This is a genomic window from Aquimarina sp. AD10 (genome assembly GCF_003443715.1).
GTDB classification, from domain to species: Bacteria; Bacteroidota; Bacteroidia; order Flavobacteriales; family Flavobacteriaceae; genus Aquimarina; species Aquimarina aggregata.
On record NZ_CP031965.1, the window covers coordinates 4,620,446 to 4,642,864 of the forward strand.

General features: G+C 35.2%; 28 protein-coding genes. 22 read left to right on the forward strand and 6 right to left on the reverse strand.

The features are described 5' to 3' along the window. Positions 1-19 precede the first annotated feature (19 nt). The 19 genes from D1816_RS19205 (at position 20) to D1816_RS19295 (ending at position 14,844) form a co-directional block, all read left to right on the forward strand. Positions 20-613 carry a DUF3347 domain-containing protein gene (locus D1816_RS19205; RefSeq protein WP_118504991.1) on the forward strand — a complete coding sequence of 198 codons (594 nt, stop codon included), beginning with the start codon at positions 20-22 and terminating at the stop codon, positions 611-613. Further along, positions 614-1,069: a heme-binding domain-containing protein gene (locus D1816_RS19210; RefSeq protein WP_118504993.1), complete on the forward strand. Its 456-nt coding sequence runs from the start codon at positions 614-616 to the stop codon at positions 1,067-1,069. It abuts the gene before it with no gap. Between the two features lie 73 nt (positions 1,070-1,142). Then, positions 1,143-1,700, forward strand: a complete 558-nt coding sequence (locus D1816_RS19215) for an AraC family transcriptional regulator (protein ID WP_118504995.1) — start codon at positions 1,143-1,145, stop codon at positions 1,698-1,700. A gap of 77 nt (positions 1,701-1,777) precedes the next feature. After that, on the forward strand, positions 1,778-2,512 hold the full coding sequence (locus D1816_RS19220) for a heavy-metal-associated domain-containing protein (protein WP_118504997.1): 735 nt from the start codon (positions 1,778-1,780) through the stop codon (positions 2,510-2,512). Positions 2,513-2,515: 3 nt separating this feature from the next. Continuing rightward, a complete protein-coding gene (locus tag D1816_RS19225; protein ID WP_118505000.1) occupies positions 2,516-2,710 on the forward strand; it encodes a hypothetical protein in 195 nt (64 codons plus the stop codon). After that, positions 2,707-2,979 carry a DUF5676 family membrane protein gene (locus tag D1816_RS19230; protein ID WP_118505002.1) on the forward strand — a complete coding sequence of 91 codons (273 nt, stop codon included), beginning with the start codon at positions 2,707-2,709 and terminating at the stop codon, positions 2,977-2,979. The genes D1816_RS19225 and D1816_RS19230 overlap by 4 nt, the downstream gene beginning before the upstream one ends. Position 2,980: 1 nt before the next feature. Beyond that, a complete protein-coding gene (locus D1816_RS19235) occupies positions 2,981-3,814 on the forward strand; it encodes a universal stress protein (RefSeq protein ID WP_118505004.1) in 834 nt (277 codons plus the stop codon). Between the two features lies 1 nt (position 3,815). Next, positions 3,816-4,655 carry an ATP cone domain-containing protein gene (locus D1816_RS19240; protein WP_118505006.1) on the forward strand — a complete coding sequence of 280 codons (840 nt, stop codon included), beginning with the start codon at positions 3,816-3,818 and terminating at the stop codon, positions 4,653-4,655. A gap of 6 nt (positions 4,656-4,661) precedes the next feature. Beyond that, positions 4,662-5,213 (forward strand): AAA family ATPase, encoded by a 552-nt coding sequence (locus D1816_RS19245; RefSeq protein ID WP_118505008.1) that lies wholly within the window; start codon positions 4,662-4,664, stop codon positions 5,211-5,213. Position 5,214: 1 nt separating this feature from the next. Further along, positions 5,215-7,284: a copper-translocating P-type ATPase gene (locus tag D1816_RS19250; protein ID WP_118505010.1), complete on the forward strand. Its 2,070-nt coding sequence runs from the start codon at positions 5,215-5,217 to the stop codon at positions 7,282-7,284. A 4-nt stretch (positions 7,285-7,288) separates the two neighbouring features. Beyond that, positions 7,289-7,873, forward strand: coding sequence for a DUF2911 domain-containing protein (locus D1816_RS19255; protein ID WP_118505012.1), 585 nt, complete (start codon positions 7,289-7,291; stop codon positions 7,871-7,873). Further along, entirely contained in the window at positions 7,874-8,590 is a 717-nt protein-coding gene (locus tag D1816_RS19260) for a PepSY domain-containing protein (protein ID WP_118505014.1), read from the forward strand. After that, positions 8,587-10,359, forward strand: coding sequence for an efflux RND transporter periplasmic adaptor subunit (locus tag D1816_RS19265; RefSeq protein ID WP_118505016.1), 1,773 nt, complete (start codon positions 8,587-8,589; stop codon positions 10,357-10,359). Before D1816_RS19260 ends, D1816_RS19265 begins: the two co-directional genes overlap by 4 nt. Before the next feature lie 29 nt (positions 10,360-10,388). Continuing rightward, positions 10,389-10,874 carry an asparaginase domain-containing protein gene (locus D1816_RS19270; protein ID WP_118505018.1) on the forward strand — a complete coding sequence of 162 codons (486 nt, stop codon included), beginning with the start codon at positions 10,389-10,391 and terminating at the stop codon, positions 10,872-10,874. 273 nt (positions 10,875-11,147) lie between these two features. Further along, positions 11,148-11,807 carry a helix-turn-helix transcriptional regulator gene (locus D1816_RS19275; RefSeq protein ID WP_240338673.1) on the forward strand — a complete coding sequence of 220 codons (660 nt, stop codon included), beginning with the start codon at positions 11,148-11,150 and terminating at the stop codon, positions 11,805-11,807. Between the two features lie 229 nt (positions 11,808-12,036). Then, positions 12,037-12,879 carry an RteC domain-containing protein gene (locus D1816_RS19280; protein WP_233565333.1) on the forward strand — a complete coding sequence of 281 codons (843 nt, stop codon included), beginning with the start codon at positions 12,037-12,039 and terminating at the stop codon, positions 12,877-12,879. Positions 12,880-13,190: 311 nt separating this feature from the next. Continuing rightward, entirely contained in the window at positions 13,191-13,475 is a 285-nt protein-coding gene (locus D1816_RS19285) for a helix-turn-helix domain-containing protein (protein ID WP_118505022.1), read from the forward strand. 3 nt (positions 13,476-13,478) lie between these two features. Further along, a complete protein-coding gene (locus D1816_RS19290; RefSeq protein WP_118506292.1) occupies positions 13,479-14,198 on the forward strand; it encodes a hypothetical protein in 720 nt (239 codons plus the stop codon). Beyond that, positions 14,182-14,844, forward strand: coding sequence for an ATPase (locus tag D1816_RS19295; RefSeq protein WP_118505024.1), 663 nt, complete (start codon positions 14,182-14,184; stop codon positions 14,842-14,844). The genes D1816_RS19290 and D1816_RS19295 overlap by 17 nt, the downstream gene beginning before the upstream one ends. A 50-nt stretch (positions 14,845-14,894) precedes the next feature. On the opposite strand, the gene merA is transcribed toward D1816_RS19295, so the two are convergent. The 6 genes from merA to D1816_RS19325 all read right to left on the reverse strand — a co-directional run bounded on the left by merA (position 14,895) and on the right by D1816_RS19325 (position 19,268). Beyond that, complete coding sequence (merA, locus tag D1816_RS19300; protein WP_118505026.1) at positions 14,895-16,610, reverse strand: mercury(II) reductase; 1,716 nt, start codon at positions 16,608-16,610, stop codon at positions 14,895-14,897. 41 nt (positions 16,611-16,651) lie between these two features. Continuing rightward, the gene (locus D1816_RS19305; protein WP_158597802.1) at positions 16,652-16,993 is read right to left on the reverse strand and encodes a heavy-metal-associated domain-containing protein; all 342 of its coding nucleotides are present in this window, start codon (positions 16,991-16,993) and stop codon (positions 16,652-16,654) included. 72 nt (positions 16,994-17,065) lie between these two features. Then, positions 17,066-17,422, reverse strand: a complete 357-nt coding sequence (locus D1816_RS19310) for a VOC family protein (RefSeq protein ID WP_118505031.1) — start codon at positions 17,420-17,422, stop codon at positions 17,066-17,068. Next, positions 17,415-18,017, reverse strand: coding sequence for a mercuric transport protein MerTP (gene merTP / locus D1816_RS19315; protein WP_118505033.1), 603 nt, complete (start codon positions 18,015-18,017; stop codon positions 17,415-17,417). The genes D1816_RS19310 and merTP overlap by 8 nt, the downstream gene beginning before the upstream one ends. An 11-nt stretch (positions 18,018-18,028) precedes the next feature. Then, entirely contained in the window at positions 18,029-18,400 is a 372-nt protein-coding gene (locus D1816_RS19320; protein WP_118505035.1) for a metalloregulator ArsR/SmtB family transcription factor, read from the reverse strand. Between the two features lie 235 nt (positions 18,401-18,635). After that, positions 18,636-19,268 (reverse strand): N-acetylmuramoyl-L-alanine amidase, encoded by a 633-nt coding sequence (locus tag D1816_RS19325; protein ID WP_118505037.1) that lies wholly within the window; start codon positions 19,266-19,268, stop codon positions 18,636-18,638. 189 nt (positions 19,269-19,457) lie between these two features. Between D1816_RS19325 and D1816_RS19330 the strand changes: the two genes are divergently transcribed. From D1816_RS19330 to D1816_RS19340, 3 genes are read left to right on the forward strand one after another with little or no spacing between them, the layout of a single operon-like run. Then, positions 19,458-19,745 (forward strand): hypothetical protein, encoded by a 288-nt coding sequence (locus tag D1816_RS19330; RefSeq protein WP_073243663.1) that lies wholly within the window; start codon positions 19,458-19,460, stop codon positions 19,743-19,745. Then, positions 19,746-20,030 (forward strand): hypothetical protein, encoded by a 285-nt coding sequence (locus D1816_RS26155; RefSeq protein WP_118505039.1) that lies wholly within the window; start codon positions 19,746-19,748, stop codon positions 20,028-20,030. Beyond that, positions 20,017-22,419 (forward strand): TraG family conjugative transposon ATPase, encoded by a 2,403-nt coding sequence (locus tag D1816_RS19340; protein ID WP_118505041.1) that lies wholly within the window; start codon positions 20,017-20,019, stop codon positions 22,417-22,419. The genes D1816_RS26155 and D1816_RS19340 overlap by 14 nt, the downstream gene beginning before the upstream one ends.

Below are 22,419 nucleotides of genomic sequence, written 5' to 3' on the forward strand. Positions count from 1 at the left end.
TAATTTAAAATTAATAATAATGAAAAAAGTAAGATTAACAACAACAATTATGATGATGGCATTTTTAAGCCTAACTGCAATGTCTTGCAAAGACACCAAAAAGGAAAATGCGCAAGATAATACAACACATTCCGAAATGAACCACGATAAAATGGATAAATCCAATGATATGATGGATTCCGATACGCAGAACTTAGGTGCACAAAAAGTTTTGGCAGATTATATGGCTCTTAAGGATGCTTTAGTAAATGACGATAATGCAAAGGTAAAGGAATTGGGTAATGTATTGGCTCAATCTTTAAAATCGTTTGACGCATCTAGCTTTTCAAGTAAAGAGAAGTCTGAATTAAAGGATATTATGGAAGATGCTATCGAGCACGCTGAACACATCAGCGAAAGCGATATTAAACATCAGCGTGAGCATTTTAAAGTCTTGAGTAAGGATGTTACGGATATGGTAGCTATCACAGGAACAAAAGTGAAACTATACGAGCAATTTTGCCCGATGTATGATGGCGGTACAGCTTGGTTGAGTACAAAGGAAGAAGTACGAAATCCATATTATGGAAGCCAGATGTTGAAATGCGGAAAGGTGCAGCGAGAAATTAACTAAATGAAAATTACAAAAATCATAGCATTGATTTTATTGATTGGATTTGTGGGCATACAGTTTGTGCCCACAGACCTTAATCAAAGTGATACTGTGCCAAAAACCGACTTCTTGTTAGTAAACAACACTCAAGAAAACATAAGCGCAATATTACAAGAGTCCTGCTATGATTGTCATAGTAATAACACAAAATATCCTTGGTACAATAAAGTACAACCTGCTGCTTGGTTTTTAGAAAACCACATAAAGGATGGAAAGGAAGAATTGAATTTCAATGAATGGGACACATATTCCAACCGAAGAAAAAATAGCAAACTAAAGTCAATAATTAGTCAGGTTAAAGATGATGAAATGCCACTAGCATCTTACACATTGATTCACAAGGATGCTAAGTTGTCCAAATCTGAAAAGACCTTGATTATTGATTATATAAAGAACCTAAAAGAAAATTTAAGATAAAGCCCTGATATGGGAAGGAAATACTGGTTGATTGGTTAATAGCCCTTCCCGTTTCAGGCACTATAAAAGAAATATGGAACAAACCCTTAACATAAAGAATATGGTGTGCGACAGATGCAAATCAACTGTATTGCGTGAGTTGGAGGAATTGGGTTGTGACATAAAATCGGTTGAGCTTGGGCAAATTGTTCTAAATGAAAAGACAGGCATCCAAGCATTAGAATTGGAAAAAGTGCTGAACAAACACGGTTTTGAAATCATAAAGGATGAAACAGAAATTTTGATAGAGGAAATAAAGATTGTACTCATACAAAAAATCGAAAATCAAGACAATGCAAACCTTTCCACTTTTTTGACCAAAAGGTTTAATAAATCCTATTCGGCTTTAAGCAAGTTGTTCAGTAAAACTGAAGGTTTAACCATAGAAAAATATGAAATCAACTTAAAGATTGAAAAGGTAAAAGAACTGATACAATTGGGGCAGTTGAATTTTTCAGAAATAGCATACAGCTTGAACTATAATAACAGTAGTCATTTGGCGAGACAATTCAAAAATGTAACAGGAATGTCAATGACAGTATTTAAGAACCTGCAAAAATGGAACAGAAAACCCATAGACCAAATTGTGTAAGGATTATCCAGAATTGTACAAATGAAGGTGGGTTGCCGAAATTAATTTTGTGTAATAATCATTAAAAAAAATGAACAATGACACATACATATAACATAACAGGAATGACCTGCGGAGGCTGTAAGGCTTCGGTAGAAAAATATTTAGGTAACGTAGATAACGTTACCAACGTTACTGTTAATCTCGAAAAAGCCGAAGCTGAAGTTACAATGAGTAGTCACGTTGCTACGGAAGTTCTTAAAAAAGCATTACCGGAAAAATATACTCTTTCGGAAAAGGAAAACAAAAATGTTTTCCAGATGACATCCCAATCTATGGATGAAACAGAGCAAAAATCAAAACTGCAACAATTGCAACCATTATTGCTCATCCTTTTTTACATAGCAACTGCAAGTATTTTGTTGCATTATAAAAATTGGGATGGTAATGCCGTAATGTTGGATTTTATGGGGTTGTTTTTCATAGTGTTCAGTTTCTTCAAGATGCTAGATTTAAAGAATTTCCCTGAATCCTTCAGAATGTATGACCCATTGGCAAAACGAGTTTCAATATATGGTTGGATATACCCATTCATAGAAACTGCTCTGGGTTTGATGTTCTTAATGCGTTTTGAAATTGAAATTGCCCTTATAGCTACCCTTATAATATTAAGTATCACAACGGTTGGCGTTACTAAAACGCTTTTGGATAAAAAATCAATTCGTTGTGCTTGTCTTGGAACGGCATTAAAATTACCAATGACCGAAGCCACATTTATTGAAAATGCCATTATGATTGTAATGGCGATAGTAATGTTAACTCAAATTATATAAAAGATGAAATCACATACGCTTTGGATGATATTAGGTTGTGTACTTCCATTACTACTCATTTTTATTGCACCAAGTATAGGAATGGGGGAGAATATATCCTTATTCATTTTTATAATTCTAATGTTTGGTTGCCATCTGTTGATGCCGCATCATAAACATAATCACGATAAAGAAAATAACAATAAACCACAATTATGAAAACAATCAGCATCAAAAAATTAGGAATGGCCACAGGCCTTACTGGAGCATTGCTCTATTTGGGTTGTATGGTGGTAATGTTTACTGTTGGCCGTGAAGGCTCTGTAAAATTCTTCAATAGCCTACTGCACGGATTGGATGTATCGACCATAATTAGGATGGATATGCCACTTTGGGAAGCTTGCCTAGGTATTATCCAAACGTTCATTTTGGGTTGGTTAATCGGTGCCTGTATTGCATCGCTTTATAATTGGCAAATAAAGAAATAAGATGAAAAATATATTAGTACCCACAGATTTTTCGGATAACTGCAATAAAGCGGCAAAATTGGCAATAGAAATGGCGGCGCTTTTTAATGCAGAAATACATTTTTTGCACCAAATAAGTACTGTAGTTAACTGGACAAAATTGACCAAGACCCAGGAGCAAAACTACCCTGACACCCTTGCAGAAATTGGCATAGCTAAAAGCAAATTGAGGACTTTGGACAAAGAAGCTGAAGGTAAAGGTTTGAAATCAAGGACGTTTCTAGAATTTGTTTCAGATGAAGATGCAATTGTGGCACATTCCCACAATTTTAATCACGATTTTATTATTACCGGAAGCAAAGGCATACAAAATGGATTCTTAAAGAAATTGTTAGGAAGCAATGCCCAAAAAATCATTCGTAAGGCACGAGTACCTATTTTGGTTGTGAAAGAAGATGCTGTAGCCTTTCCTTTTAAGGATATCGTGTTTGTGTCTGATTTTAAGGAAGGCATATCCAATGCATTTGAGGAAGTTGACAAAATAGCCAAAGAATGTAATGCAAAAATCCATTTGTTGAATATCAACACCACATCGGATTTTAATAGTGTTGAAAATGGACTGCAACCCATCGAAGAATTTTTAAAACTCTTCCCAAAATTGGAAAACTACGCAATGCACGTCTATAATGAATCTACCGTGTTAGGTGGTATTGAAAAATTTGAAGGTTCAAATGATGTGGATTTAATAGCAATGTACACCCACAGTAGAAAAGGGTTTGCGAGTGTCTTTTCAAAGAGTATTGCTGAAAGTGTTACTAACCATTCAAAAAAACCTGTAATGACAGTTCATCTTTAAAATGGAAAATGCAATCAATATCATAAAGTATTCGGGTGAGGTTGAAGTTTTCAATATTGAAAAGCTAAAACGCTCTTTGAGGCATTCCAAAGCGAGTGAACAACTTGTAGTGGAAATCGCCGAAGAAGTACAGAAGCAATTAACAGATGGAATGACAACCAAACGAATTTATGAAATTGCTTATGCGATTTTGAAACAGAAATCAAAATCAGGTTCTGCTCGATACAAACTCAAAAAAGCCATTATGGAATTTGGTCCTACTGGCTACCCTTTTGAGAGATATATTGGTAAAATTCTCGAATATGAAGGTTTCAAAACAGATGTAGGTGTAGTTATGCAAGGTCATTGTGTAACCCACGAGGTAGATGTAACCGCTTTGAAAACTAACAAACATTATTTGGTGGAATGTAAGTTCCATAGCGACCAAGGCAGGAATTGCAATGTAAAAATACCTCTTTACATACAGTCCAGGTTTAAAGATTTAGAAACCCATTGGCTAAAGCAAAAAGACCATTCCAAGAAATTTCATAAAGGCTGGGTTTATACCAATACAAGATTTTCAACCGATGCAATTCAATTTGGTGAATGTGCTGGACTCGGATTAGTTAGTTGGGATTATCCTCAACAAAATAGTCTTAAAAGTAAGATTGACCATTCAAGATTGTACCCAATTACAGCATTGCCCTCATTGAGCAAACAGGATAAACAAAAGATTCTAAACAATGGTATTGTGCTTTGTAGGGAGGTTTGCGATAATCCCAAGCTATTAAACAACTTAGGAATACCTACATCGAAAAAGAAAAAGATTTTAGAAGAAGCTAATGAATTATGTAATCACTAAAAGAAAATGAAGAATTACCAAATCATAGAAACCAATTGGTGTGTCATAACAGGAGGCCCAAGCACTGGCAAAACTACTACTATCAATATGCTTGCAGAACTGGGGTATGAAACTACCATTGAACACGCTAGACATTATATAGATACGATGCGAATAAAGGGGCAAACAGTTGAAGAACTTCGAAGCAATAAACGAGAGTTTCAACTCGGTGTTTTAGATATGCAAATCGAACAGGAAGCATCGATAAACCCTAAAAATTTAGTTTTTCTAGACAGGGCAATCCCAGATGCGTTAGCATATTATCGGTTTTTAAAATTGGAAGTTGACGAAATTTTAAAAGACGCAATGCGTAAAGTGAATTACAAAATGATTTTCGTTTTAGACAAACTGCCTTTAATCAACGACTATGCGCGATTGGAAAGTGAAAACGACCAAATTCAAATACACAATCTTATTACCGAAGTGTATGAATCATTACCCTTTCCAGTGGTACACGTACCTGTATTACCACCATTGGAACGAGTGAATTTTATATTGAACAGTATTAAAGACAATTAAAATGGAAAATCACGAACACCACAAACATCATAACCACGAAAACCATCCCAAACAAAAGGCAGAAATGGACCATAGTAAGATGGACCATTCAGGTCATAATCCTGCTCACGGCGAAATGGGACACGACCATCACAAAATGATGATAGAAGATTTTAAACGAAGATTTTGGGTGTCCACAATTTTGACCATACCTATTCTTCTATTATCGCCAATGATACAGAATTGGTTGGGCGTGGACTGGAATTTCACTGGCAGTAATTATGTGCTGTTTGCATTGTCGAGTATTGTTTACTTCTACGGCGGATGGCCATTTTTAAAAGGTTTGGTAAGTGAGTTAAAGAAGAAATCGGCAGGAATGATGACACTTATTGCCGTAGCAATTTCGGCAGCATATTTTTATAGCGTAGCTGTCATTTTTGGGTTTGAGGGGAAAACGTTTTTTTGGGAGTTGGCAACACTTATCGATGTAATGCTAATTGGTCATTGGCTAGAAATGCGTTCTATTTTGGGTGCTAGTAAAGCTTTAGAAGCATTGGCAGCATTAATGCCTAACGAAGCTAACTTGGTAGATGGAAACCAAACTCGAAAAGTAAAAATAAACGAGCTAAGCGAAGGTGATATCATTCTCATTAAACCAGGTGAAAAAGTTCCAGCTGACGGTGTAATAGTAGAAGGTAAAAGTGACCTCAATGAAAGTATGCTCACTGGGGAAAGTAAGCCTGTAAGTAAAAGTGTTGATGAAGAAGTAATTGGCGGTGCTATTAATGGTAATGGGGTCATCAAAGTAAGAGTAAAAGGCATAGGAGAAGAAACCTATTTATCAAAAGTGATAAATATGGTTCAGACGGCTCAAAAGCAGAAGTCCAAGACGCAACGTTTGGCAGACGTAGCAGCAAAATGGCTTACTGTAATTGCATTAGTATTAGGTTTTGGTACATTCTTTACGTGGTTGGCATTAGGAGAAACAGTATCATTTGCCTTAGAACGTATGGTAACTGTAATGGTAATCTGTTGTCCACACGCTTTAGGGCTGGCAGTGCCTTTAGTAGCTGCAATATCTACAAGTATCTCTGCTAAAAATGGACTCTTAATTCGTAACCGAACAGCATTTGAGGCTTCTCGAAAAATATCAACCATTGTGTTCGACAAAACTGGAACACTAACTAAAGGTTCACACGAAGTAGTAAGAATTGTTCCATTGTCATCAGACTACGATAAAACAGAACTCTTAAAGTATGCGACTGCTGTTGAAAGCCCTTCCGAGCACCATATCTCTAAAGGATTAAGACGAAAAGCAAAAGAGGAAAATATTGAGATTCCTTCTGTAACCGATTTCAAGTACAACGCAGGCGTTGGTGTTAGCGGAACAGTCAATGGAAAGAAAGTACAAGCAGGTGGATATGTACTAATGGAACAATTGAACAAAGATGTTGCTGAAGATAAAGACGAGGGTATTGAAACCAAAATCTTTACCATTGTAGATGATGAAGTGATTGGCTTTGTAACCTTCGCAGATGAAATCAGGGAAAGTTCTTATGAAGCTATTAAAGTCCTTCAGAAAAACAATATCAAAGTCTCTTTGCTTACTGGAGACAATGAAAAAGTAGCCAAAGATGTCGCTGATAAATTAGGACTAGATGATTATATGGCAGAAGTACTGCCAGACCAGAAACAAGACAAAATAATAGAATTGCAAGCAATGGATGAATTTGTGGCAATGACAGGCGACGGTGTAAACGATGCACCTGCATTAGCACAAGCAGATGTTGGTATTGCCATTGGTTCTGGAACGGATGTAGCCGCCGAGACCGCAGATATTGTTTTAGTGGACAGTAATCCAAAAGACATTGCCAACTTGATATTATTTGGTAAGGCTACCTATCGTAAAATGGTCCAAAATCTGGTTTGGGCAACAGGCTACAATATTGTGGCTTTGCCCTTGGCAACAGGGTTCATCCCTGGGCTTATGATAAGCCCTGCATTTGGCGCGGCGTTAATGAGTATAAGTACCATAATCTGTGCTGTAAATGCACAATTATTAAAAAGGAATTTAATAACCACAAAAGAATAAATCTATGAAAATCATATTCACAATACTATTTGCTGGAATCCTCCTCATAAGTTGTAAAAACGTAAATAGTAATAAAGAAGAACATAACCACCAAGAAACTATGGAGGTGGATGCTGAGAAGAATAAAAAGAAAGTTTTAAGCCCTCATACATCTGCAATGGCAATGGTAGGTGATGCACATATTCACGTAGACTATTCATCACCTGGAGTTAGGGGTAGAATAATTTTCGGCGGTTTATTGGCATACGACCAAGTATGGCAATCAGGAGCACATATGGCTACTTGGATAGAGACCAATAAGAATTTACAAATTAAAGGTAAAACACTTCCTGCGGGTAAATACGGATTCTTTACAATTCCTTCAAAAGATGAATGGACAGTCATATTTAACTCTAATTGGGAGCAACACGGTAAAGATGAATATGATGAAAAAGATGATGTAATTAGGTTTAAAGTAAAACCTAATTTTTCTGAAGAAATAAAGGAACATTTAGAATACAAAGTCAGCAAAGTTGATGACGTCGAAGGGAAAATAAGTCTGTCTTGGGAAAAAGTATCAATTGACTTCAATTTTAAAGTAGAGCAATAGATGGTAAATAGGCACACAGCACTAAAAATCAGAAAAACACACCGCTATTTAGGGTTGTTTTTAGGAATACAATTTTTGTTTTGGACGATTAGCGGTATGTATTTCAGTTGGACAGATATTGACGATATACACGGTGACCACTTTAAAAATTTAGAGCATCAGCCCAAAGCGTTTAACAATCTTATAAGTCCATCACAACTTAATGTTTCTGAAGGTGTTAACACCATCGCTTTAAGAGATATTGGTAACGTGCCATATTATTGGGTAAATGGCAAGCAGCTGTATAATGCTGTAGATGGAAGCCCAAAGAATAGCATCACAGAGGAAGAAGCACTCTATGTTGCTAAAAACTATATGAAAAACGGTTTAGAGGTGGACGCTATTGAGCAAATAAATGAGGTTGGAAAGCATCACGAATATAGAGAGAAACTATTGCCTGCTTATGTGATTTCATATAAAACAGACGAAGCCCTTAAAGCCTATGTATCGACAAAAGACGGAAAATTTCAAACCGTTAGACATCGAAGTTGGCGTTGGTTCGACTTTTTATGGATGACACACACTATGGATTACGACGGTAGGGATAATTTCAATACTATGGTCTTAAGAGCTTTCTCCCTTTTAGGTTTGATTACAGTATTAAGTGGCTTCTTATTATGGTACACATCATCACCCTCAGTTAGAAAATTATTAAAACGAAAAAAAACAAAGAAATGAAGAAATACGCGATTTACATTGGATTAGTAGTCCTAGGATTACTGTTTGGGTGGTTACTATTCGGTAACTCATCAAACAAGGAAGCAGAGCATAATCACAATGAAGTGGCAGAGACCAATCAAATGTGGACCTGTTCAATGCATCCACAGATTATGCAACCAGAAGCAGGCGACTGCCCTATATGTGGGATGGATTTAATTCCTGCCGAAAGTGGTGCAGATGGTTTGTTGGCAGACCAATTCAAACTTACAGAAAACGCAATGGCTTTGGCCAACATTCAGACATCCATAGTTGGTAATGGTGACGTGGAGAATAACACCATAAAGTTATCAGGAAAAATAGTAGAAAATGAAGAATCCAACGCTGTGCAAGTAAGCTATTTTTCCGGAAGAATTGAACGTTTGAATGTGAGCTTTACGGGTGAAGAAATTCGTAAGGGGCAACTGTTAGCTACTATTTACTCGCCTGAATTATATGCAGCGCAACAAGAGTTGATTACGGCAGCTTCATTAAAAGAGTCGCAACCAGCATTATACAATGCGGTCAGAAACAAATTGAAACTCTGGAAATTATCGGAGAATCAAATTAATAAAATTGAGACTTCTGGTAAGGTGTTAGAAAACTTTCCTGTATATGCTACGGTTTCTGGTACAGTTTCAGAAAAGTTAGTAGAACAAGGTGATTACATAAAGCAAGGACAACCGCTACTGAAAATTGCAAAACTAAATACAGTTTGGGCCAATTTTGATGTCTATGAAAATCAGATTGATTTATTCAAAAAAGGACAAAAAGTGGCTATCACCACCAATACTTATCCCAACAAAGAATTCATAGGGAAAGTTTCATTTATAGACCCAGTATTAGATACACGTACAAGAACCGTAAAATTAAGAGTTGTATTAAACAATACAAAAGATGAGCTTAAACCAGGAATGTTTGTTGAAGGTAACATTGAAGGTATTTCTTCAACTAAAGAACAATCACTTAGTATTCCATCAACAGCGGTCTTATGGACTGGAGAGCGTTCGGTTGTCTATCTAAAAAGTAACCCTGATGAACCAGTTTTTGAAATGCGCGAAGTAAAATTGGGTAATACTTTAGGCGATAATTATGAGGTGTTAAATGGCTTGGAGAATGGTGATGAAATAGTCACTAATGGAACTTTTACCATCGATGCAGCTGCTCAATTACAGGGTAAAAAATCAATGATGAACAAGGAAGGTGGAAAAGTAATGACCGGACACGAAGGACATTTGGGAATGCAAGAAACAACTTCAAGTAACAATAGTAATCACTCTGAAATGAATGAGAGAATAAAGGTCTCGGTGGATTTTCAAAGTCAATTGAAAACTGCTTTTAATGATTATTTAGAAGTAAAAAATGCATTGGTAAAAGATGATTCAAAGAAAGTAGCTGACGATGCAAAGAAACTACTCGATAAATTGAATCTGATAGATATGACCCTATTGAAGGACAACAATGCTCATAATCACTGGATGAAGTTAGAGAAAGAACTGAAATCCTCAACCAAATCTATCGCAGAAACCTCGGATATTAAAAAACAGAGAAATCATTTTAAGCATCTATCATCTCATTTGGGCAGTGCGATACAGTTATTTGGAGTCAACGAAAAGGTTTATAATCAATTTTGCCCAATGGCGGATAACAACAAAGGCGCTTATTGGTTGAGCAAAGAAGAAAAAGTATTAAACCCATATTTCGGTGATGCAATGTTGACCTGTGGAGAGGTAAAACAGGTAATAGACTAATCAACCATTTAGCACAAAACTATTGTATTATGAAAACTCATATTATTTCAACAGGTGGCACGATTGAAGGTCTGGATTACGAAAATCTTAATCAAAAGCAAACAAATACAGTTGCTATTGAAGATATACTTTCAAATGCCAAAATCACTTCAGCTTACAGCATAGATAAAATTCTGAATAAGGATAGTCGCTTTATTAATGATGATGACAGAGAACTAATAGCTAAAACCATCAATTCTTCAGACTCGGATAAGATATTATTAACTCACGGTACTGTTACAATGGCTGAAACAGCCAAATTCTTAGGCAGGCTTAAAATCAAAAAAACCGTCGTTCTCACTGGAGCATTTGTTTTGGGAACAAAAAAGAATAGCGATGCGCCTTTCAATTTGGGATTTGCTCTTTCTGCGCTTCAGTTTCTAGAACCAGGAGTGTACATCGCTATGAACGGAACAGTTTTTAATTGGGATAATGTCCGAAAAAATAATCAGCACAATCGGTTTGAAACCATATAAGGTTCAGTATGCGCTATGTTTGGAACCTCGATACATTGGACAACTTTTTTCTATCTTTTATTAGATACGGTCATTGTATTGTTTACACTTTACTATTCAACGCGTAGGTATTCTAGCGGTTACAAAAGATTTTTCTATCTGGGTATACTGTTTATAACGTACAATCTAACAGGTGGGTTCTTACCAATTGATAACTTTCCAGGGCCTTTCATCCTTCAATATATCATAACCTACGGGGTCGCTATTTCGCTATGCGTTTATATCGTTTACTACTTGTACAAGGAATATGATATTGTGGTTTTAAAATATAATTCTTCTATACGAAATTTAGCAATTTTAGTCTCAGCAAGTTTCATCGTCCTCTTCTTAATTCCTTACTTCTTTACAAATTCGTTGAATTCTTCAAGATTACTTTTTACCATACCAATTTCGATAATCGCCTTTTTATTTTTAGGGATGTTTTACGAAAGGATTTCTAATCCAAGTAACCCAAATGAATATATTTTACGTCGTAACAGATTATCAATGATTAGTGTGGCGAGTATAGCTCTGTTACCAGTACTGACATTTATTGGAGATTATCAGTGGTTGACCTTCACAGTTATGAATGCATCTTTCTACGCCATAACGATTATTGAGATAGATAGGCACCTTTACTTTCTAGAAAATAAGACAAAAATGTACGAAGTATTTGCAATGAGCAAAGAACAGGCAATCAACTCGGCTGATACAAGAATTATTTATGAAAATTTGACAAGAAGAGAAATAGAGATTACCTTGTCCATTCTCGGCAATCTTAGTTATAAACAAATTGCCAAGGATTTATTCATTGCAGAAAGTACAGTATCAAAACACGCCTCTAACATCTACAAAAAAACAGGCGCAAAGAATAGAAGGCAATTTATTTCTCGCTACAGAAAAAAATCGAAATAGCGTTATTCTTAGGTTTACAGCAATTACCGTAGGAATATACGGTTGATTCCGTACATAACTACGGAATAAATTACGCTTCTTTCAAAATTATGTTAGTACTTTTCGGTTAGTTCTTTAGCTCATTCTTAGTATAAAACTTCTACTTTCAAAGTACGGTACTACGCATTGATACCAAAGAATTCTAACAACTAAACCACCCAAACCTAGATGGACTTAACTGTATTTATGGATGCAATTGGATTTAAAAACATTATGCGAAAATCTTCTCGAAGAGTTAAACGGGATAAGGCTCGAAAATCTACCAATTTTGGAGCAATCTTATCGTTCTATTGAGCTAAGTAGAAATTTGCTTAGTGTTTTCAAAAGAGAAATTTTGGTCAATGATTTTGAAAGTGTCGATAAAGAAATAATCTTTTTCAAGAAAATTAAGCAAATACCATTAGTCAAGCTTATTTACTTCTCTGAGATTCATTCTTTTGAAATTCAATTCCCCAAAGCGGATAGTGCTGCCCAATTAAAATTTGTAAAAAAGAAGATTAACAAATTAAATCGATTTTTCCTTTATAATATTGACTTCGGTCAATATGTAAAATCTGGGGCAACTCACTTCGATAAAGCCTACTATACCAGAAGCCACCTTGATATTTACCATATTACTACTTCCAAATTTTATTTTCAAGACCCTGATTTTTGTACACCAAGAGATATGCTTTTGGGAAAGTTCAAGGCGTATATTTCTCTTATCAACTATATGGACCAAAAGAAACATTCTATTAAAAATAAATTGAACGGTAATAGTGTGAATATAAAACCTACGGAAAAAATTCCCTGGCCATTCACAAATACAGATTGGGTAGAACTTCTCTATGCATTATCTGCTAGTGGAATTGCGAAACAAAAAGGTCTAAGTATCATTAGATTATCTAAAATATTGCAAGAGGTATTTGACTTTACCCCAAAGGAAATATACAAAACCTTTCAAGACATCAAAAACCGCAAAAATAGCCGGACATTGTTCCTCGACCAGCTGACTGCTTCTCTACTTTCGGAAATGGACAAAAGTGAGGAATAGTTATTCGTTTGCCCTTCTTTTATTCGTTAAAATAAGACCGTACTACAGTTGACCTACGGTAATCACACTGTACACCTGTTTTCCATAAATTTTGATACAATTTAAAGGTCTCTTAATTACGGAAACTCAAGAAAACAGCACTAAAACAAATAAAACTTCAAAATGTTAAATTTTGACCGTAGTACGGTTATACTGGGGAATAAAATCCACTAAAGCTATTCAAATTTGTAGAACGAAAGTCAAATCAGGTCAGAGGTTATCAAATTAGTTGATAGAGATGCGATAGCCTCTTTCTTTAAAACCGTTCTATTATGCCGGCAAATATCATTACAACAGACGACCTTCGGGAATTCAAAATGGAATTGCTCGATGACATTAAAAAATTATTATCCAAAAAAGCTACTGGAAAGCTGAAAAAATACCTCAAATCTTCTGAGGTTATGGATTTGCTTCAGGTAAGTCCAGGTACTTTACAAAATCTACGCATCAACGGCACTTTACCCTATACCAAAGTAGGTGGTATCATCTATTACGATGCTGAAGAAATTCAAAGCATAATGACTGCCAATCGTGTACAGCACGGTTCAAATTCTTAAATGATGAACTATATAAAGCTACTCAATGCGGCTTTTGAAAAGTTCTATTTTGATGACCGCCTAAATCCTACCCATATCAGTCTGTATATGGCATTGTTCCAAGAATGGAACAGCAGTCGCTTTGCAGACGAATTTTATGTAAACCGTAGAGATTTAATGCGCTGTGCTAAAATAGGCTCAAAATCCACATACCATCGTTGTGTTACGGATTTGGACGCGTGGCTTTATCTATCCTATTTCCCATCCAACAATCCATACAAAGGCAGCAAAATTAAGATGTCCATTATTGGGACAAGTGATGAACCAGGTATGGGACGGTACAATCCCACATTAGAACAGCTTGCGGAACAGTACTATCCCATACGTGAACCAGTTGTGGGACAGCACCATCCCATAAATGGACAAGTACTGGTATCTAATACAAACAATACCAAACAAGAAAACTATACAAAACAGCCAAAGGGCAGACAGGCGGTTATTGATTTTTTTGAAGAAAATGGATTTGATGCATATGAGGGCATAAAATTCTTTGAGCACTACGAAGCTCGGAACTGGCAAACTAGTGATGGTGAGGCAATTCGTGATTGGCGCGCTTTGGCCACGAATTGGATGGACAGAACGGAATTATTTGATGAAGAAAACAGAACAAACAAAAATCAAGCGTCCCAAATCAAGGACAACTTGCGAACCACTAAAAACAAAGATTATGGACAACCCCTCTAAAATAACCGAAGGTGGCGTGGAATATTCGCTGGGAAAATTTGACGGCAAAAACGTTGTCTATGACTTTCCAAAAATTTTAATTTACCTGAATGCAAAAGGAAAACTATTGTTTGGCAAGAAATTCAGAATCTATGAAGAGGATAAAAGCATACTGCTCAAACTTTGTTCATACTTCATTAAGGATAAAGAGAACTGTGCTACTTACGGTATTGACATTGACAAAGGTATTTTACTTTCTGGACCTGTTGGATGTGGCAAAACTACCCTTATGAAATTACTACGCCACATAGTTCCACTACAACGCCCTTACGAAATGATTCCCTGCCGGAATGTGACTTTTGGTTTTAACCATCTTGGCTTTAAAACCGTTGAAGAATACGGCAATACTAAATTCTATTGCTTTGATGATTTGGGCGTTGAACCGGCTGGACGGTTTTATGGAAAAGACTTGAACGTAATGGGCGAAGTACTCTTATCCAGATATGAACTCTATCTAGAGACCAAACGCAAAATCAAAACTCACGCTACCACAAACCTTAATGCTGAAGAACTTGAAGAACGCTACGGAAATCGTGTTCGTAGTAGAATGCGAGAACTTTTTAATTTGATTGCTTTTGATAAGCAGGCTGGGGATAAGAGGAAATGATTTAGAAAAGACTTTTGATGATTGTAATTAGTTAATTTAATTGTGTCAAATTAACTAGCACAACAACTTAATTTAGAAACATCTTTTCCAAACGTAATCGCTGCTAACTTGATTCCTTCTCCTAATGTTAAATAAGGGTAAAAACTTTCAGCTAAATCTTTTACTGTAATGCCAAACTTAATCGCCATACTTAATTGTTGAATAAGTTCGCCACCTTCTGGTGCAATGACTCTAGCTCCTATTAACTTATCTGTTTCAGTATTACGAATCAATTTAATGAAGCCTCTTGTGTCTTGTGCTGCCAATGCTCTAGGAACGTGTTTTAAGTCTAATTTACTCACTTCAAAAGGAATACCTTTTGTTTCTGCTTCTATTTCATCCATTCCTGCACCAGCAATTTGAGGGTCAGTAAATACTACCCAAGGTAATGATCTATAATCCACACTATTCTTCGACAATGAAAATGCATTATTTACTGCGGTATTACCTTCGGTGGCAGCTGTATATACAAATGGTGGTGTATTTGTTACATCCCCTGCGGCATAAATGTTAGAAACATTGGTTTCCATTTTTTCATTAACTACAATTTGTCCACTTTTGGTTAAGTTTATATCAATATTTTCAAGACCTAATTTAGTGGTATTGGGTTTCGTTCCGGTGGCTACAACAATATGTCCTTTCTCAATGATTTGAGTTGTCGAACCATCGGGACAGTTGCAATGAATGATAGTATCATTACCTCGCTTTTCGAATTTAAAGGCTCGAAAATTTGGTAAAATTTCAATGCTTTCACTTTTCATTTGTTCAACCAATACATCTGTAATATCATCTGTTTGACTACGTAAAGGTCTATCCGTAAATTCTATGATACGCATTTTTACACCCAATCGGCTATAAGCTTGTGCTATTTCTAATCCAATATATCCAGCTCCCATAATGGTTAAGCTTTCAGGTTTTTCTTCTAAATCAAATAAAGAAACATTGGTTAAGTAACCTACTTCATTTAATCCTTTAATATTAGGAATATTCGTAGTTGCTCCTGTTGCTATAACAATATTTGTTGCAGTATAGGTGTCTTTACCATCAACAATAATGGTGTTATTATTTACAAATTTAGCCCATCCCTTAAGCATTGTTAGATTTTCAAAATCACTTACAACATCCATATATTTTTGTTGTTGCAAAGCCGAAACCAATTCCTTTTTACCTTTAATGATTTGCATAAAATCAATATCTACACCTCTAGGTTTAATACCTTTGAAATTTGAATGTGTTGCGTGATATGCAGTTTCGGCAGCCCTTATTAAGTTTTTCGAAGGTACACAACCTACATTTACACAAGTACCGCCAAAGTTTAAGCCACCATTTACCATTAGTGTTGTAAGCCCTAAACCTTCAGCTTTTATCGCTGCTGAAAATGCGGCGGAACCACCACCAATAACAATTAAATCAAATTGATTTTTATCTGTATTGGATTCTTTTGAAATTGTAGCATCAGACGTTGAAGAGCAACAATCTTCTTTTTCAATACCATTTACAACAGAATAATTACCAATGCTATTTACTGCATTGATTAATTCTTCACTATCAATTCTACTCGTATCAAAAGTAAACTCTCCCTTTCCTGTTTCGTGATTTACAATGCTACTTACAACGCCATTGGTCTTATTCATATCTTTTTCGATATGTGATGAACAACCACTACAAGTCATACCACTTATTTCTAAAGCGATAGTTTTTAAATCTTTATTTTCGTTATCTCTCATTATTGTAACTGGTTATTCGATTAAATGATAAAGGTTAATATCTACACTTTATCCTTTAGTAGTTCTACTTTATATCCTTTCTTCTCAATAACAGCTTTTAAGGTTTCCATACTCGTCTTTGTCTTATCGAATCGTATTACCGCAATATCGCCTGGATATTCAACAGAATGCTCCGTAACACCGTCAACTGCTTTAATTGCTTTGTAGATACCATTAGAACAACCCGCACAGGTTATTCCTGTTATTTTAAATTTTATCGTTTTAATATTCTGGCTGTTCGAATCTGCATTTACCTCTTGTTTAACCGTTTCATTACTTTGTGCTTGGACGTTATACGAGCATAAGGATAATGCAATGATTGGAACTAAAATTAAACTTCTCATAATTATGTGTTTTTTATTATTCATTAATGATTATGTATCGAGTTTCATTGATTATTAATTGTATTTCCATAGTTAGTCTATTTCTTCCCCAAATTGGATTAAATAACCGTTGTTATCATGGATAGCAAATTCTTTCATACCGTATTCAAAGGATTGTAATGGATATGAAATTTTTACCTTTTCCTTTATCGAGTTCCAAAGTGAATCAATGTTTTCTATTTTAATATATACCGAACCCGTAAATGTTGGTTTTTTAAATGGTAGGTGTTCGTTTGGAAGCGAAAACATTATTTCAGCTCCATTTTTCTTAATATTTACCCATCCGGAATCAGGTTCAAAACTGTCACATTCAAATCCTAAAATATCACAATAGAAATTTATGCTTTCTTGAAGTTGTTCAGTATATAAAACAGGGATTACTTTATTCATCGCTAATTACTTTATACCCTGTTGAGTTTATTGCTTTTTCTATATCCTCTTTAGTAGTTTTCGTGTTATCGAATTCTACTTTTGCGTTGGCTTTTTCATAAGAAGCCGCTACATTTACAATACCTTCTAGCTCATTAACAGCATGCGTAACGTGTTGTTCACAAGAAGCGCAGGTCATTCCTTTAACATCAAAGTTCACAGTTTGAATGTTAGATTGATTTACTATAACCACTTCTTTCTCATTATTTGGATAGAAAATATGAGAGTAGTAAGGGAAGCTTATTGAGATAGCCGCAAACAGCGTAATTCCTATCAAAAATCCTTTAGTTTGAAACCATCTAGGTTTTTCATCTATCTCACAATCACAATCATCTGTGTTTTTAAGCTTATAGTAATTATACCAAGCATAACCAATAGCCACAACCGCTAAACCAATTAAGTACGGTCTAAAGGGTTCCATCCAAGATAAAGCCGAGGCACTCCCGCCAACTCCGGCAATTAGTGCAATAACTGGTGGTATGCAACAAGATGATGCTGCTATTGCAGCAAACAAACCTGTATATGCTGCTTTATTTGATGTTTTTTTTGAACTCATTACTATAAATTTTATGCTATTTTTCTTTCTAATTTTATTGATTTGAATATACTATTCAAAATATCCGTTTCATCGTCATTTAATGAATAATATAAGGTCTGCCCTTCTCTTCTGGCAGTAATAATACCTGCATCCTTAATTTTCCGTATATGTTGTGAAACCGCAGGGACACTCATACCTAGAATATCGGCTAAATCACAAGGGCACAACTCTTTTTCCATATTTAAAAGGAATAGAATTTTTAAACGTACCTCATTACCTGAAATTGATAGTAATTTTGAAATTTTATCAAAACCATTAGCCATACCATCAATAGTAGTTCTACAGTTTTGTAGCTGCTTGTGGTCAGCTTCAGCTCGTGTGCAAGATATTTCTAGTTTCATATTATTGCTTTAGACGGGCAAATATATAATTAATTACGTATTTAAGCAAATACTTAAATAAATAATATCGATTTATGGTGATTTTCATTTTAGCTACTTTTAATATAAGTGTTAATAATAAGTGGAAGTAATCTAACTTCTGAACAATTTATATAACAAAATCACTTCTGAAATAAACTGTATTACAATTGCCTTTAAGCTTTTGGTTAACTCTAAAAAAATATCTTTCATAATGCTATTGTTTTTGTATGGATAATAAAATGGCCAATGCCATCAATTTTATATTTGTGGAATTTGACAAATAGCTACTTTCGTCTTTATTGGATAAGAAACCTAGTTCCAAGAGAACAGAAACACAATGACTGGTTGTTTCTCTCAGCACTTGAAAATTTGCAAACTTCACGCCTCTACTTTCATATCCTATCTCTTTGCAAAGTGCTTTTTCAATTTGATAACCTATATAAATAGATTCTTTTGAATAATTTGTTTGTTTTCGTGACGCATAAACTTCTATTCCTCTAGCATTAGAATTATCCGAATGATTGCAATGTAAAGAGACAAACAAATCCGTATCAAGGATTTTGGCCAGTTTTGTTCTATCCGATAACGAAATAAGCGTATCATTATACCTGGTCAAATAAATATCCAGAGGCTTATTAAATTTATTATTCAGCTTCAAAATCGCATTTGCAATATTCAATACAATATCCTTTTCTTGAATTTTATTTGCACCTATCGCACCGGAATCTTTTCCACCGTGTCCAACGTCAATTACAATTCGTTTTTGAGTACTCGATTCTTGTCCAAAAACGACACACATTTTTAGAAGCAAAAAGACAAAACTGACGTTTTTGAGCACTTTTTTCATTTTCAATTTTTAGGTTATCAACAACTTTCTTTCAAAATCTCATAGAATTTGATACCAAATAATAGCAATTAAATTCAATTGATTTCAAATAATATTTTATTCACAAATATTTGATTTTCAGTTATTTATGTACAAATATATGTAAATTTAAGAAAGAGAAAATGAATAAAAAATCTAAACAGTTTTATTATGAAAAAATCAATCTACTTAGCAACTTTTTTATCGTTGCTCTCAACATCACTTTTTGCTCAAATTGGGGGAATTGAAGATTCCGTTAATGATGTGGGCGATACCATACGTACTATATTTCCAATTTTACTTGGTGTCATTTTTCTTGTTGGTTTCCTGTTTAATGCAGGGCACTTCTTTGGGGAAAACGCAGACCTTAAAAAAGGTATTACTAGAGTACTTGTGTTTGTTTTGATTGCTGGTGCAGTTGTCGGCATCTTCACATATTTAATAGGAATCGTAGTATAAATGAAACGCTACGAGGTCTATAAAAACATCAGGAAACGGGCGGTCATCTTTGGGCTGCCTATTTCTCTGTTTGCTCTAATGATGGTTTCCATTTTAGCTTCGCTACTCATTATCATCTTCTCTTTCAGCTTTGGGATAATAATTGGCATACTCGTTTTTAATGCTGCCTTGTACGTAGCCTTGACTAGAATAACGCATAACCCACAAATCTTTCAGATGGCTAAAGCCTTCCCTATAATAATAAGTAATAAAAGAAACTCTGGCTTCGATTATGGACAAAATTAATCTTTCAGCATATCAACCAATCACGGATATTCAAGACAATATCATATTTGCCAATAATGGCAATGTTGTCCTATGCTATGAAGGAAAATTGCCAGAAATCTATTCCTTATCGGAAAAAGACTTTGAGGATATACACGGTGCTTGGTTTCAGGCTCTAAAATCATTGCCTATTGGTACGGTGATGCAAAAACAGGATATCTACCTTAAAAAGACATACACTTCAGAGGCATTACCCAACACAACATTTTTAGAAAAAGCAACACACGACCATTTTAAAGGACGTGATTATATGGAACATCGTTGCTTTTTATTCTTTACGCTAACTAAGAACAAAGCTTTAAACAATTCAAAATATGTTAATCCTTTCCGTAAAGTTTCAAAAGGAATTATTCAACAATTAGATGACAACGTTAAGAGCTTTATCGGTTCTGTTAGTGATTCTATTTCCTTTATAAACAATAGCCGAAAAATGAATTTTCTTCCGCTTAACGCAAAAGACATTCAACAACTCACAAATGGCTATTTCAATGGCTTCAATGATGGGTTTGATACTGATATCATATTAGATAAAAAAAGTGTCAATATTGGCGAAAATTATTTTGATGCCCTGGCTATCAATAGCGAACTGTGCTTTGGCGAAAGTGTACAGAGTAGCAAGACCAATGAGAAATTCACTTCTGACGATTTTGTATTTCATCAAGGGTTCATTGATGGTTTAGGGCTTACGCTTAATGAAAACCACATTGTCAACCAAATTTTATATCTCGATGACAAGCAGAAGTGGCGCAAGCTCTTGGATAAGAAAGTCGAAGAACTGAACAAAAGTTCCAACTTCGGTTCACAAAACAAGGTAGTACTTGGTAAAATTCAGCATATACTTGACCAAATTAATGCCGACGATAATGCACGTATTATTCGTGGTCATCTAAACATTGTGTATTGGGATAAAAACCCCGAGAGTTTAAGCCGGATTGGTTCGAAAATAAAGACCGAGTTTAAGGAACTAGACATCATTCCATATTACCCAAGAGGTGAAGAACGAAAGAACTACATTCTTAACAGCTACTGCTGTTTTTCTTCCAATTTTTCAAACAACGATTTATACGTTACCGATTTAAAACACGCTCTATGCCTGTTGATTAATAACACAAACTATAATTCTGATGCTACTGGAATCATTTTTAATGATAGAGAACATAATGTTCCTGTTCTAAAAGATGTTTGGGACGAACGTAAGAAGCGCATCAAGGCACGCAATTTTGCCATTTTTGCACCAACGGGTGAGGGCAAATCGTTCTTGGCAAATAATATACTGAGGCAATACTTTGAGAGTGGTGTCCGCCTGGTCATAATTGACCTTGGTGGATCCTATACAAAATTTGCCAAACTCTATCCAGAAAAATATACCGTGCTTCGTTATGAAAGTGGCAAAAATCTCGGTATCAATCCTTTTTATATAAGTGATGTAAATGACTTGACACCTGAACGACTGGAAGATTTATCAGTCTTTCTGTTTGAACTATTCGCATCAGATTTAAAAGTAACCAAAGCACAATCGGTTTCGGTTAAAAAGATATTGCGCCACTATTACAACAATATATCAGAAAATCATTCGCTAGATGGTTTTTGCAACTTTATAGAGAGGAATCAGAAAGACCTTCTGAACACCTTAAAAATCCATCCCGACTATTTCAATATTACCAGTTTCTTGCACGTAATGTCTGAATATGTCGGCGATGGTCTATATAGCTTCCTCTTTGAAGTAAGCGAAGACCAGACCTATAAAATTGAGGACAAACGCCTGATTGTTTTTGAACTGGATGAAGTAAAGGACAATAAGGAAATCCTATCGGTAATGTTGAAGCTGATAAAGTCAGCCATCCAAAGAACAATCTGGAAAAACAGAGCCGAAAAAGGCATCATCCTATTTGATGAATTTGCAAAACAATTAAAGTTTGATAATGTACTCGAAAGTGTAGAATTCTACTATCAAGCCATCCGTAAACAAAATGGTGCGATTGGTATTATTCTTCAGTCCATTAATCAGCTTCCCAATAATTCAACATCAGCCAGCATACTAGAAAATACACAAGTTATTTATAGTCTAAACAACGAAAAAGGCTATGACGAGTTGGTCAAACGCCTCAATCTATCGAGCCACGATTTAAACCAATTAAAGTCCATCAAAAACAACTTGTCTGGACCAAGAAAATACACTGAAATGTTTATCAAAATAGGAAAGGAAAGCAACATCTTTCGTTTGGAGGTTCCAAAGGAAGTCTATGCTGCCTACCTAACCGATGGACAAGAAAATGAGGAAATAATGAAGCTCTACAACGAGCATCACAATATGGAGAAAGCAATAATTCAATTCACATCTAAAACATAA